Annotated in this window: 12 protein-coding genes and 1 tRNA gene; 6 read left to right on the top strand and 7 right to left on the bottom strand. The window is 62.6% G+C overall.

The genetic code is table 11. The features are described from left to right. Nucleotides 1-3 precede the first annotated feature (3 nt). Both betA and betB read left to right on the top strand, forming a co-directional pair. Nucleotides 4-1,656 (top strand): choline dehydrogenase, encoded by a 1,653-nt coding sequence (betA, locus tag LB543_RS08650; protein WP_224613770.1) that lies wholly within the window; start codon nucleotides 4-6, stop codon nucleotides 1,654-1,656. A 71-nt stretch (nucleotides 1,657-1,727) separates the two neighbouring features. Next, complete coding sequence (gene betB / locus LB543_RS08655; protein WP_224613771.1) at nucleotides 1,728-3,191, top strand: betaine-aldehyde dehydrogenase; 1,464 nt, start codon at nucleotides 1,728-1,730, stop codon at nucleotides 3,189-3,191. Nucleotides 3,192-3,197: 6 nt separating this feature from the next. On the opposite strand, the gene LB543_RS08660 is transcribed toward betB, so the two are convergent. After that, nucleotides 3,198-5,432 carry a mannose-1-phosphate guanylyltransferase/mannose-6-phosphate isomerase gene (locus LB543_RS08660; protein WP_224613772.1) on the bottom strand — a complete coding sequence of 745 codons (2,235 nt, stop codon included), beginning with the start codon at nucleotides 5,430-5,432 and terminating at the stop codon, nucleotides 3,198-3,200. 51 nt (nucleotides 5,433-5,483) lie between these two features. Beyond that, a complete protein-coding gene (locus LB543_RS08665; protein WP_224613773.1) occupies nucleotides 5,484-6,383 on the bottom strand; it encodes a LysR family transcriptional regulator in 900 nt (299 codons plus the stop codon). A gap of 113 nt (nucleotides 6,384-6,496) precedes the next feature. On the opposite strand from LB543_RS08665, the gene LB543_RS08670 reads away from it, so the two are divergent. Continuing rightward, nucleotides 6,497-7,384, top strand: a complete 888-nt coding sequence (locus tag LB543_RS08670; protein ID WP_224613774.1) for an NmrA/HSCARG family protein — start codon at nucleotides 6,497-6,499, stop codon at nucleotides 7,382-7,384. Between the two features lie 18 nt (nucleotides 7,385-7,402). Here LB543_RS08670 and LB543_RS08675 read toward each other — a convergent pair whose 3' ends face one another. Then, nucleotides 7,403-8,923: a phosphomannomutase/phosphoglucomutase gene (locus tag LB543_RS08675; RefSeq protein WP_224613775.1), complete on the bottom strand. Its 1,521-nt coding sequence runs from the start codon at nucleotides 8,921-8,923 to the stop codon at nucleotides 7,403-7,405. A gap of 199 nt (nucleotides 8,924-9,122) precedes the next feature. Between LB543_RS08675 and LB543_RS08680 the strand changes: the two genes are divergently transcribed. Next, nucleotides 9,123-9,199 (top strand) — tRNA-Pro (locus LB543_RS08680). Between the two features lie 73 nt (nucleotides 9,200-9,272). On the opposite strand, the gene LB543_RS08685 is transcribed toward LB543_RS08680, so the two are convergent. The 3 genes from LB543_RS08685 to LB543_RS08695 all read right to left on the bottom strand — a co-directional run bounded on the left by LB543_RS08685 (nucleotide 9,273) and on the right by LB543_RS08695 (nucleotide 11,747). Further along, nucleotides 9,273-9,935: a hypothetical protein gene (locus tag LB543_RS08685; protein WP_181182876.1), complete on the bottom strand. Its 663-nt coding sequence runs from the start codon at nucleotides 9,933-9,935 to the stop codon at nucleotides 9,273-9,275. Nucleotides 9,936-10,382: 447 nt separating this feature from the next. Then, on the bottom strand, nucleotides 10,383-10,985 hold the full coding sequence (locus LB543_RS08690) for a general stress protein (RefSeq protein WP_140764756.1): 603 nt from the start codon (nucleotides 10,983-10,985) through the stop codon (nucleotides 10,383-10,385). 21 nt (nucleotides 10,986-11,006) lie between these two features. Next, nucleotides 11,007-11,747 (bottom strand): DUF4142 domain-containing protein, encoded by a 741-nt coding sequence (locus LB543_RS08695; protein ID WP_140810124.1) that lies wholly within the window; start codon nucleotides 11,745-11,747, stop codon nucleotides 11,007-11,009. Between the two features lie 264 nt (nucleotides 11,748-12,011). Here LB543_RS08695 and LB543_RS08700 point away from each other — a divergent pair, with 264 nt between their 5' ends. Both LB543_RS08700 and LB543_RS08705 read left to right on the top strand, forming a co-directional pair. Beyond that, nucleotides 12,012-12,263, top strand: a complete 252-nt coding sequence (locus LB543_RS08700) for a DUF982 domain-containing protein (RefSeq protein ID WP_140810123.1) — start codon at nucleotides 12,012-12,014, stop codon at nucleotides 12,261-12,263. 62 nt (nucleotides 12,264-12,325) lie between these two features. Continuing rightward, nucleotides 12,326-12,652, top strand: a complete 327-nt coding sequence (locus tag LB543_RS08705; protein ID WP_140764748.1) for a hypothetical protein — start codon at nucleotides 12,326-12,328, stop codon at nucleotides 12,650-12,652. Nucleotides 12,653-12,679: 27 nt separating this feature from the next. Here LB543_RS08705 and LB543_RS08710 read toward each other — a convergent pair whose 3' ends face one another. Beyond that, on the bottom strand, nucleotides 12,680-12,949 hold the full coding sequence (locus tag LB543_RS08710; protein WP_224598904.1) for a hypothetical protein: 270 nt from the start codon (nucleotides 12,947-12,949) through the stop codon (nucleotides 12,680-12,682).

Consider the following 12,949-nt stretch of genomic DNA (forward strand, 5'->3'; position numbering starts at 1 on the left):
ACCATGCTTGAAGCGGATTTCGTCATCATCGGCTCCGGCTCCGCCGGCTCGGCCATGGCCTATCGCCTGTCTGAAGACGGCAAGCATTCGGTCATCGTCATCGAATTCGGCGGCACCGATCTCGGACCTCTGATCCAGATGCCGTCGGCACTGTCGATCCCGCTCAACATGAGCCTCTACGACTGGGGCTTCGCCAGCGAGCCGGAGCCGCATCTGGGCGGCCGCGTGCTGGCGACGCCGCGCGGCAAGGTGATCGGCGGCTCATCCTCGATCAACGGCATGGTCTATGTGCGCGGCCACGCCCGCGACTTCGACCATTGGGCAGAACAGGGCGCCGCCGGCTGGGCCTTCGCCGACGTGCTGCCCTACTTCAAGCGCATGGAGGATTCGAACGGCGGCGAGGATGGCTGGCGCGGGCACGGCGGCCCGCTGCATGTGCAGCGAGGCTCGCGCCGCAATCCGCTCTATGGCGCCTTCGTCGAAGCGGGCCGCCAGGCAGGGTTTGAACTGACCGACGACTACAATGGCGCCAAGCAGGAAGGCTTCGGCCCGATGGAGCAGACCATTCTGGGTGGCCGCCGCTGGTCGGCGGCATCAGCCTATCTGAAGCCGGCGCTCAGGCGCAAAAACGTGAGTCTCGTCAAAGGCTTTGCGCGCCGGGTGATCATCGAGAATCAACGCGCCATCGGCGTCGAGATCGAAGCTCACAAACAGATTCAGGTCGTTAAGGCGCGACGTGAAGTGATCGTCGCGGCATCGTCGATCAATTCGCCAAAGATCCTGATGCTGTCCGGTATCGGGCCGGGCGGGCATTTGCGCGAAAACGGCATCGCCGTCGTGGCCGACCGGCCCGGCGTCGGCGGCAACCTGCAGGATCATCTGGAGCTCTACATCCAGCAGGAAGCGACCAAACCGATCACGCTGAATTCAGTGCTGAACCCGTTCTCCAAGGCGATGATCGGGGCGCAATGGCTGTTCTTCAAATCGGGCCTTGGCGCCACCAATCATTTCGAGGCCGCCGCCTTCGTGCGCTCGCAGGCAGGCGTCGACTATCCCGATATCCAGTACCACTTCATTCCGGCGGCGGTTCGCTACGACGGCAAGGCGGCGGCGAAGTCGCACGGCTTCCAGGCGCATGTCGGGCCGATGCGCTCGAAGTCGCGCGGCTCGGTGACGCTGCGCTCGCCCGATCCGAAAGCGAAGCCGGTCATCCGCTTCAACTACATGTCGCATCCGGACGACTGGGCGGAGTTCCGCCACTGCATCCGCCTGACCCGCGAAATCTTCGGCCAGTCGGCCTTCGATGCCTATCGCGGACAGGAACTCTCGCCGGGCAGCCATGTCCAGTCGGACGACGATCTCGATGTGTTCATTCGCGACCATGCCGAAAGCGCCTACCACCCCTGCGGCACCTGCCGAATGGGCCGCGCCGATGATCAATCGAGCGTGGTCGATCCGGAATGCCGGGTCATCGGGGTCGACGGATTGCGGGTCGCCGACTCCTCGATCTTCCCGCGCGTGACCAACGGCAACCTCAACGCGCCGTCGATCATGACCGGCGAGAAGGCATCCGATCACATCCTTGGCCGCACACCGCTCGCGCCGTCCAACCAGGAACCGTGGATCAATCCGCGCTGGCAGGCGTCTGACAGATAGGCCATGATCCGCCGATAGAGTGAGCCGCCCGACAGCCGATGCGTGGGGGCGAAATGATTTGGAGATTTCCCATGCGCGCCCAGCCCACGGCTTCGCACTATGTCAACGGACGCTATATCGAGGACGAAGGCGGCGCGCCGCTACCGGTCATCTATCCGGCCACGGGCGAGACCATCGCCGTGTTGCGTTCGGCGACGCCGAACGTGCTGGAACTCGCCATCGAGGCCGCACGCGCCGCACAGCCGGCCTGGGCGCGGCTTAAACCGGTCGAGCGCGGCCGCGTCCTACGCCGTGCCGCAGACATCTTGCGCGCCCGCAACGCCGATCTTGCCCGCATCGAGACGCTCGACACCGGCAAGGCGATCCAGGAGACGCTGGTGGCGGACGCCCCTTCGGCAGCCGATTGCCTCGAATATTTCGCCGGCGCGGTCGCCGTCTTCAACGGCGAAGCTGTCGACCTCGGCGGGCCCTTCGCCTACACGCGCCGCGAGGCGCTTGGCGTCTGCGTCGGCATCGGCGCGTGGAATTATCCGATCCAGATCGCCGGCTGGAAATCGGCGCCGGCGCTCGCCATGGGCAACGCCATGGTCTTCAAGCCATCGGAGAGCACGCCGCTTTCGGCGCTGGCGCTGGCCGAGATCTACTCGGAAGCCGGCCTGCCCGACGGACTGTTCAACGTCGTGCAAGGCTATGGCGATGTCGGCGCCGGGCTTGTCGGCCATGATGTCGTCGCCAAGGTCTCGGTGACCGGCTCGGTGCCGACCGGGCGCAAGGTGCTGTCGCTGGCGGGGTCCAAGATGAAGCACGCGACGATGGAACTCGGCGGCAAGTCGCCGCTGATCGTCTTCGACGATGCCGATCTCGAAAATGCCATTGGCGGCGCCATGCTCGGCAACTTCTATTCGGCCGGCCAGATCTGTTCCAACGGCACGCGCGTCTTCGTCCAGAGCGGGATTCACGACCGCTTTGTCGAGCGGCTGGTCGAACGGACCAAGAAAATCCGCATTGGCGATCCGCTCGATCCGGAAACGCAGATGGGGCCATTGGTCTCCAAGTCACAGCACGAGAAGGTCGTCGGCTATATCGCGGCCGGCAAGCAGGATGGGGCGACGCTGGCCTGTGGCGGCAATGTGCCGTCGCTGCAGGGCTTCCAGGGCGGCTTCTTCGTCGAGCCGACGGTGTTCACCGGCGTCACCGACACGATGCGGATCGCCCGCGAGGAGATTTTCGGCCCGGTCATGAGCGTGCTGAAATTCGATGGCGAGGACGAGGTGATCGAGCGCGCCAACGACACCGAGTTCGGCCTTGCCGCCGGCGTCTTCACACGCGACCTGCCGCGCGCCCACCGCGTCATCGCCGAGTTGCAGGCTGGGACCTGCTGGATCAACGCCTACAATCTGACGCCGGTGGAAATCCCCTTCGGCGGCGTCAAGCAATCCGGCATCGGCCGCGAGAACTCCCTGGCGGCACTGGCGCTCTATTCGCAGCTGAAGTCGATCTATGTCGAGACCGGGGACGTCGCCAGTCCGTACTGATCCCGCCTACTTCTCCGTCGTGCCATCCAGATACTGGGTCAGCGCACAGACCAGGTGATAGAAAATGCTCGCCGGCACGTCCGATGCCAGCGAGCGGCCGCGCTCGTCGATGCGGTCGATCCACAGACCGAGCGGCGCCGGGTCGATGTGCCAGCGGAACAGCCGGCCGACGCGCGCCTCGATCTCCGGCTTCAGATCAGGGCCGCCCGAGCCATCCAGTGCGATCGCCGCCTTGAGCGCCTCGGCCTGCGGCCAGCTGCGCGATATCAGGTCGAGCGGCAGGCCCTGCCGCGAGACTGCCCCATAGGCAAGGCCGGTGGCACGGTTGAGGCCGTTGGCGATCGCCGAGGCATAGAGTTTTCGGGCAAAGACACTCAGTTCGGCCTGGCCGCTGCGGTCGGCGAAATCGACCAGCAGCGATGCCCATTCGAAGTGGTGGCCAGGTTCGGTCCAGGTCCCCTTCTCTCCCAAGACCGGTTTCCATTCGGCATCGAAATACTCGCCGAGCGTCCAGCTCTCAGGGTCGAAGAAATGGCTGCGGAAGAGGTCGATGATGCGCGCCGCACGGCGCAGATGCGCGCGCTCGCCGGTCGCCTGGTACCAGGCCAGGAAAGCTTCGAGCAGATGCATGTGCGGGTTGGAGCGCCGCTCGCCAGCCCCGCTCGATGTCTCGAGGAAGCCGGTCATACGGCTGTCCTCCAGATGCGCATCGAGGAAGGCGAAGGTTTCTTCGCCGAGCCGCAAGGCATCGGCATTGCCCGACATATGCGCATGCGCCAATGCCAGCAGGATGCAGGCATGATCGTAGGCGTCCTCGACCGGGTCGGCGACGGACCCATCGACATTCAGTGTGCGCACCCAACCGCCCCGTTCGGTGCGGCCCTGCCCCGCCATGAAGTCGATGCCATGCGCGATCAGCCGGTCGGCCGGGCCGGTCCAGCCGTGGCCCTTGGCCACCGCGAAAGCATAAACCTGCCTGGCCTGGGTACGCATGCGCTTCGGCTTCAACAGCGGGGAGCCGTCGAAGCCAAGCGCCTCATGGAAGCCGCCGTGGCGCTCGTCGACGCCTGATGTCGACCATAGAGGCAAGGTCTCCTGAAACAGCCAGTGATGCACGCGCCGCCGCCAGGCGCCGCTTTCGATGACGCGGTCATGCGCCGGCGTGAATCTGGTTTCCAGCCGTCCCGATTTTTCGAGTTGTTCGACGATCTTCTTGACGTGCTGGCTGTGACTGACCGGGGCGACGAAAGTGGCATCCGAGGTCGAGACGATGGCAACGTCCTTCATGCCGATCGCCGACAGCAGGCGGCCGTCGCTGCGGATATAGGAATTCTCGCAATCGATGGCGACGACATCACCGACGATGACATTGCCCTGGCCGTCGGCGGGACCGACATCGAGGAGCGATTGCCAGGAGCCGAGATCGTTCCAGCGAAAGCCGGCCGGCACCATGGCAATGTCTTTTGCCCGCTCCATGATGGCATAGTCGATCGAGTTCGATGGGATGGCCGTGTAGAGCTCCAGCGGCATATAGAGGCCGGACAGGTCCGATGTCGCCGCCCTGTAGGCCGCTTCGGTGGCGTGCCAGATATCGGGCTGGAAGGCCTCGAAGGCGTCGCGCATGGCACCTGCCCGAAACAGGAAGATGCCGGTGTTCCAGTAAAAATTTCCCGCCTTGAGATAGTCATTGGCCGTCGCAAGGTCGGGCTTCTCGACGAAACGCGAAACGTCGAACACACCGCCCTTCTCGGCCGATACCTCAATATAGCCATAACCGGTTTCCGGCTGGGTCGGCTTGATGCCGAACACCACCAGGCGGCCGGCGCGCGCGGCCTCGGATCCCGCCTCGATACTTTGCCAGAATTGCTCTGCCGTCGCAATTTCATGGTCCGAGGGCACCACCAGCACCAGGGTGTCGCCGAATTCCGACAAGGTGCGCAAGGTCGCCAGCGCGACGGCGGCGGCGGTGTTGCGTCCCGCGGGCTCGAACAGGGGACCGCCACCGGCAAGATCGAGACCGGCCAAGTCGGCATGGACACGATCGGCGTGACGCTCCGAAGCGATCAGGAAGATCGGCGTCTCGCCAGCCGCTCTCGCCGTCAGGCGGCGCAAGGTCTTGGCCAGCATGGAGCCATCGCCCGACAGATCGTGGAACTGCTTGGGATTGTCCTCACGCGACAGCGGCCATAGCCGGGAACCGACGCCGCCGCTCATGACAAAACTGACGATCCGCTCGGTCATTCAGGTCTCGCGCTCGGGAATTGGAGGTCGATTGGGTAGCACAGACGCCCTTTAAGCGGTATTTGCCCGATTGGAAATCCGCTCGGCCGCCAGTTCGATAAAGGCCTTGACCAAGGGCGAAAGGTGGCGGCTGCTCGGATAGAGGACATGCAGTCCGCCGGCCGGTGTCGTGTAGTCATCGAGAACGCGCTGCAGGCGCCCCTGATCGATCAACCCTTCGGCCATCGCCTGGGGCAATTGTGCGATGCCGAAGCCCGCGAGCGCGGCCGCAACCACCGCCTGCATTTCATTGGCGGCGAAGCGCCCCGCAACCACGGCCGTCTCCTGGCCTTGTGGTCCATCCAGCACCCAGTGGGCAACTGACGCCGATGAACCCGCGATGACGCATCGATGGCGCGCTAGATCCGCCGGACTTTCCGGCATTCCGTATCGTGTGAGATAGTCGGGGCTGGCGCAGAGCAGCCTGCGCGTGGCGCCGAGCTTGCGGGCGATCAGCGTCGAATCCTGGAGGGTGCCGGTGCGGAAGGCAAGGTCGATGCCGTCCTCGACCAGGTTGAGCTTGTCGTCGGTGAGGCGAAGCTCGACATTGGTCTTTGGATACAACTCCAGAAAGTCGACCACGGCGCGGATGAGGAAGTAGCTGCCAAAACCTACTGGGGCCGAAACGCGGATGGTGCCCGACGGTTCTGCCCTCGCCTCCGCGAGACGCAGATTCGCCTCCTCTATCGCCCGCAACCCTTGGCTGCTCTGCTCATAATAGGACCGCCCGGCGTCCGTCAGGTTGAGGCTGCGTGTCGTGCGCTGCAGCAGGCGCACGCCGACCTCGCGTTCCAGCGCGGCGACACGGCGGCTGACCGTCGTCTTCGGCATGGCGAGCAGGCGTGCTGCGGCGGTGAAGCTGCCGGCTTCGACGACGCGAGCAAACACGACGACATCATTGAGATCAATCATTGTGCTCACATGTGGGACAAAGTTTTCCAATTATAGGCAATTATGCATCAATCGGACAGGGCGTAATTTTGCTCCGGACAAACAAGTCAGACAGAGAAGAAGGAGCAGACGAAATGACCAGCAAACGTAGCGTTCTTGTGACCGGCGCCACGGGCCAGCAAGGTGGCGCGGTTGCGCGTGCGCTGTTGGCCCGGGGCCATCGCGTCAAGGGATTGACGCGCAAGCCGGACAGCGAGGGCGCGCGGCAACTGGCGTCGGCCGGCGCCGAGATGGTGGCCGGCGATCTCGCTGACGCGGGCTCGGTCGTGAGCGCTGCAAAAGGCGTCGACACCATGTTCCTGATGGGCAACAGCTATGAAGCCGGCCTCGAGGAGGAGACCCGTCTGGGGATCCTTGCCGCCGATGCTGCGAAGACCGCCGGCGTCGGACACCTGATCTATTCCTCCGTTGCCGACGCCGACAAGAAGACAGGCATCCCGCATTTCGAAAGCAAATATCTGGTCGAGCGGTATATCGAGCAGCTCGGCGTTCCCTATTCGATCAGCGCGCCGGTGGCCTTCATGGAGAATGCCGTTGCGCCGTGGTCGATCGGTGCGCTCAACCAAGGCATCCATGCCTTCGCGATGCCGCCCAAGCGGGTGCTTCAACTGGTCGCCCTGGCGGATATCGGCGCTTTCGTAGCCGCCCTCGCCGAGCGGCGGGAACGGGTATTCGGCAAGCGCTTCGATTTCGCCGGCGACGAATTGTCGGGCGAAGAACAGGCCGCAATCCTGTCCGGCGCCATCGGCCATCCGATCCGCTATCAGGAAATACCGATCGCGGTTGCTCGTCAGCAAAGCGAGGACGCTGCGCTGATGTTCGAATGGTTCGACCGCGTCGGCTACGACGTCGACATCGCCAGCTTGCACAGGGAATTTCCGGAGGTGCGCTGGCACGGCTTTGCCGACTGGGCGCGCGCGTTCGACTGGAGCGTTCTGACGACCAAAGCGCCAGAACGCTGAACTAGCCAGAACGCTGAACTAGAAAGTCTGGTTATAGGCGCCGACTTCCGGACTGCGGCGCAGCACGGCGTCGACGGCATCGAACATCTGCCGGCGACGCTCGGACGAGACCGGGCTTTCGACGACCACGACCAGTTCCGGCTTGTTCGACGAGGCGCGCACCAGACCCCAGGTGCCGTCCTCGGCAACGACGCGCACGCCATTGACGGTGACGAGGTCAACGATCTTCTGGCCGGCGAAACTGGCACCGTCCCGCTGCATCGCCTGAAAATCGGAAACCACCCGTTCGACGACGCCGTACTTCACCTCGTCCGCGCAGTGCGGAGACATGGTGGGCGTGCCGAAGGTGAGCGGCAGCGCACGGTAGAGATCGGCCATCGAACTGGCCGGGTTGCGGTCCAGCATCTGGCAGATGGCGATTGCCGTGACCAACCCGTCGTCATAACCGCGCCCGATCGGAGGGTTGAAGAAGAAATGACCTGACTTTTCGAAGCCGGCGACCGCGCCGAGTTCGGCAACGCGGCGCTTGATGTAGGAATGGCCGGTCTTCCAGTAGTCGGTAGCCGCGCCATTGGCGCGCAGCACCGCGTCGGTGTTGAACAGTCCGGTCGACTTGACGTCGACCACGAAGGTCGAACCCGGATGGAGCCGCGAAATATCCCGCGCGAGCATGACGCCGACCTTGTCGGCAAAGATCTCGTTGCCTTCATTGTCGACGACGCCGCAGCGGTCGCCGTCGCCATCGAAGCCCAACCCGACATCGGCCCCCGTCTCCAGCACCTTGTCCCTGATGGCATGCAGCATCTCCATGTCTTCCGGATTGGGATTGTAGTTTGGAAACGTATGATCAAGCTCGACATCAAGCGGGATCACTTCGCAGCCGATCCGTTCCAGCGCGTCAGGTGCAAAGGCGCCGGCAGTGCCATTGCCGCAAGCGGCAACCACTTTGAGCTTTCGTGTTAAGCGCTTGCCCCTGGTCAGGTCGTCGAGATAGGTGGCGCGAAAATCGCGGACGAAATCATAAGAGCCGCCGCCTGTAAGGTCGAAATCGCCGGCCAGCACGATCGCCTTCAGCGCGCTCATCTCCTCGGGCCCGAAGGTCAGCGGCCGCGCCGCACCCATCTTGACGCCGGTCCAGCCATTTTCGTTGTGCGAGGCAGTGACCATCGCCACCGACTGCGTCTCCAGCGCGAACTGCGCGAAATAGGCCATCGGCGACAGCGCCAGGCCGATGTCCTTCACCCGTGCGCCGGCCGCCATGAGTCCGGAAACCAATGCCAGCTTGATGCCAAGCGAATAGGAACGGAAATCATGTCCGGTGACGATGTCGGGTCCAACGCCGAGACGGCGGATCATCGTGCCCAACCCCATACCCAGCGCCTGAACGCCGATCAGGTTAAGTTCGGGCGGCACCGTCGAACCGGGATGGCCGAACCACCAGCGCGCATCGTATTCCCGAAAACCGGATGCCTTGATCAGCGCCGCGGTTTCGAATTCGAAGCTGTTGGGCCATGCTTCACCAACGATTTTTGGGGGCAAGACAGCAGAGCTCCAGGCTGCAGAAACACAATCTATCGACGCAGCGGCTTAGCACACAAGGCTTTAAGCCGCGTTTATCCCGGATGGAAATCCGGGCTTTCCGGCACTGCCCGACGAAAGCGCACGAAATGCGACAGAAGTGCTGCCAATGCCGCTTGCAGGAACGAAGTGTGGCGGCTATAAGCCCGCGGTCTGGTCACGGAGTGTAGCGCAGCCTGGTAGCGCACCTCGTTCGGGACGAGGGGGTCGCAGGTTCAAATCCTGCCACTCCGACCAGTCAAAACAATGGGTTAGCAACACGGCATTTCCGCTACCCCACAGATATCCCCACAGAAACAGATGCCGCGGCCTAGCGCTTGCGCAACAACACCGGCACGACGTGGTGAAAAGCGATTCCCTCATCGCGGTGTTCACCCCCGGAAATCGCTGCAAACCATGCTGCCGCAGCGCCAAGCGCGGAGCCTGCAGCAGTCGCAAAGCCAAATATGGCAGCTATATGGGCTGAAAGGCGCATCGTGCTTTCGTTGACAGCGGGATTGGCTATGGCGGCCGCGCCGTGGCCAGCAATCATCGCCAAGAAAAACGCTGCTCCGAGTGTCGCTAGAGCCCAGACTGCGATGCCGTGTATGCCATCGCGGAATTCGCTTTCGCTTTGGTTGCTATCTTCCCAGCGCGTGCGCATTCGTCCAGCTACATAACCGCCGGCTGCGGAACTTGCTATGGCGACGATAACTACCCACAGCCCGGCCACGAGCACATTCCAAGAGGCGCCCCCGTTGGGAAGAGTTGGAGAACCCAGCCCCAAACCAGCACTTGACCCGAATTGCAAAAGAACCACTGAAGTGGCGCAAGCAATGACACCCCCGCCGAATATGCCTCCCCATTCAAGATAGGACGATGTAGCCCCTTTTGGGGTCACTGCAACGCTTTCCGTCGGGGCTATTTTGGCCATGATCTTACCGAAGTCCAAAAAGTGACAGAATGAACAAAACGCCCACCACGAGGCCGACAAGATAGATTATTCCGTTCACGGCATCCTCCTCCTGGTTGCGGACCGTAAGACAAACGTGTCCGCAATGTTTTGGTTGTAAAAGAGCCGGGCTTGGAAATATGGATGTCGGTGATAAGTGGAAATTCTGCCATGAAATCGGCATCCCCAGTGATGTACGCATTTAAGAGCGGCAAAGCTGATTTAATGACATCTATTGCGGGCGGCCCGTCCGTTCCGTCACTGAAGGATCGTGCAGGGCCGATTCCGTAGAAGGCAGAAAAAGGCAGAGGCTCACGCCTGCCTCTTCGCCGTGCCTACGGCTCCCCACAAGTGAGATCGAACCCAACCCGATTCCGTCGAGATGGGTTCGATCGTAGCGCTCCGTCATAACGAAGCAGGATCGAGGGCTACATTCGGTGCCGCAGCAGGATCAGGTCCAGTTTCCCGACCTCGTCCGCGGATTCGGTTTCAGCGTCGATTGATTGCGCGTCCCCGGTCGCGGTCGATCTCGCCTGGCACGTATTCGCCTGCATTGACGTCGAAGCCGGTCCAGCCGTCGGCCTCGTACATCCTGCGGCGTTCAGTCAGGTCGACCGATCGGGACTGACCCAAGATCTCCTCGGCGTTCGGCACGAGCTCGTCCTGCACCTTGGCCGTCACCAGGGTGCCGCCGCGGCGTACACCTTCCGCATACACGTGTGCATCGCGCTCGGGCACGCCCGAGTCCGTCAGGGCGCCGATGATGCCGCCGGCCGCCCCACCGGCGACGGCACCGGCCACCGCTCCCACGGCGGTGGCGGCGAGCCATCCGGCCGCGACCACGGGGCCAACACCAGGGATGGCCATGACGCCAAGCCCCGTGAGCAGGCCCCCGGCACCGCCGACCACAGCTCCGATTCCCGCACCGCTGCCCGCATCTTCGGCGGCCTCGGAACGGTTTGTGTCGTACCAGTCATCCGAGTTATTGGCGACGATGCTGATATTGGAATGCGGAACGCCCGTCGCCTCGAGCTCGCCGACCGCATCGGCTGCGTCGTCATAATTGTCGAAAAGTCCGGTTACCGTTTTCATGTGATTTCTCCTGATCCATGCTCACTTGCTTGCAACGACGTTGCCCTGGTAATCGACCCCAACGTTGAGGTTTTCGCCTCCTTTGGCGGCCTGACCGCGCCAGATGCCCTGGTCGTCCTTGGTAAGCTTCGACACGTTTTTATATCCCGCATTCTCGATACGGCTCTTGGCCTGGGCTTCGGTGAAGCTGTTTGCGCCCGGCACGAGAGCGGCGGCGTTCGGAGTATTGTCGGTCTTCACCGCCGGCGTTGTCGCTCCGGTGATGTCATCCTGCCCGGCGGCGATCTTTTCGATCGTCTGCTGGTGCATCTTCAGCGTACCGACCGTCTGCTGGGCGAAAGTCTTGAGTGCCGCGTTGTCACCACCGCTGGCATAATCTTCAAACAGCTTGACTGCGTCGTCATGCGCCTTGCGCTGCATGTCGACATAGAGTGGATCGATCGGCTGCTGCGCGTTCTTGAGCTTGTCCAGATCCGCTTGGTGCTGGGCGTCGAGCGCTGCCGGTACTTTCAATTTTTGTTGGTTGGCGACCGCTTCCAGCTTGGCGTTGGCGGCGCCGTGGTCACGGATCATCATCTGAGCAAAATCCTTGATGCGCTGGTCCTGGGTCTTGCCCAGGGCAATCTGGCTCGAATCGACCTCGAACTTGCCGCCTACGGCAGCCTTGTCGACAAAATCCTGGGCACTGTCGGCAGCGAAGGCAGGCATTGCGAGAACAACGGAAGCAGTGGCGAAGGCGGCAAGAAGGTGTCGTGTTTTCATCGGCTTTATCCTTTATCAGTGAGCGAATTTTCGCTGCGTTCCTAACAAGCCAAAATGCGCTTTGTTCCCCGCGTCCAGATGACACGATGGCGGACCAGGCGGCGCCAAAGACCGCCGTGGAGGCAAGCGGTTTCCAGGCGCCGCCATTCCAAACGCCGGGTGCGCGGGAACAAATCGACGGTCGCAGAGTTGGGAGCGGTCTGCGCGACGCCGTCTCCTTCGGCAGGCTTCGTAAAGTGACAGGGGCAGGTCTCGGAGGGGCAGGTGCTTACAGGCCGTTTCAGAAAAACGGTCGTCATTCAACCGGGCCGAATTGAACGAGACAGGGTTGTCGTCCCGGTGTCCGATGCCGCTGAAGTGCTGCTGCGGGACTGGCCAAAGCCGACATCCGAAATGTGTCTTGCCGCGATCAGGGCGTGCCTCGCCGTGATGCGTGGCGAAAAAGATCCAAAGGTCGCGAGACAGGCGTTCATCGTTGCGGCCAAGGACGCCAGGATCCTGCTTGAGCAAATCTAGGCATTGCAAACCTCCGCCGCGGATTTGGCAGAGTTCGGTTGGAAATTGGAAAGAGAGAGGTCATGGCGAAGATGTCAAATCCTACTCCTGCCTCTGCCAGAGGAGAGATTCAGGCGGGAGCGACGCAGGACAAAACGCCGGGATTCGATCCCGCCATTGCCCCGCTGGAAACCGACGCCGAGGCGGCCGACACACAAAATCCGGTAGCTGAAGCAGAGCCGCCACGTTCCCGGCCAAAATTCGAGAACGACGCCAGCTTCGCCAATGCGATGCGGCCGATCGAAGGCGAACCGGAACTGCGGCCTCGCGGCAACTGGCCGCTCTTGGTCATAGCAGCTGTCGTTTTGGTGGCAGCCGCGGTTTTTCTGGCCGCGAGCATGCTGCGCTGAAAATTCACGACGATGCGCGGCGATGACCTATTCGCGAAGATCGGGTGCGCTCTTCATGCCAGAGAGTTCGGTCATCGGGCACAGCAGCCGCGGGCGCGCCGGGTCGGATGTCGAGCTTGTCCCAAGGGATGCGGTACAGACCATCACGGCGGCGCAGCCGAAACAGATCGAGCACCGCCACGCGACGAAATCGTCGTCATCCCGTTCGGCGCAGATTTCCTCGATGTAGCCGATGCTCTTGCCTCGTTGCGATAGAACGCATCGCCCAGCTAGATGTTCGAGATTGACGTTGGTCAT

This window comes from Mesorhizobium sp. ESP7-2, assembly GCF_020164715.1.
Classification (GTDB): Bacteria; Pseudomonadota; Alphaproteobacteria; order Rhizobiales; family Rhizobiaceae; genus Mesorhizobium.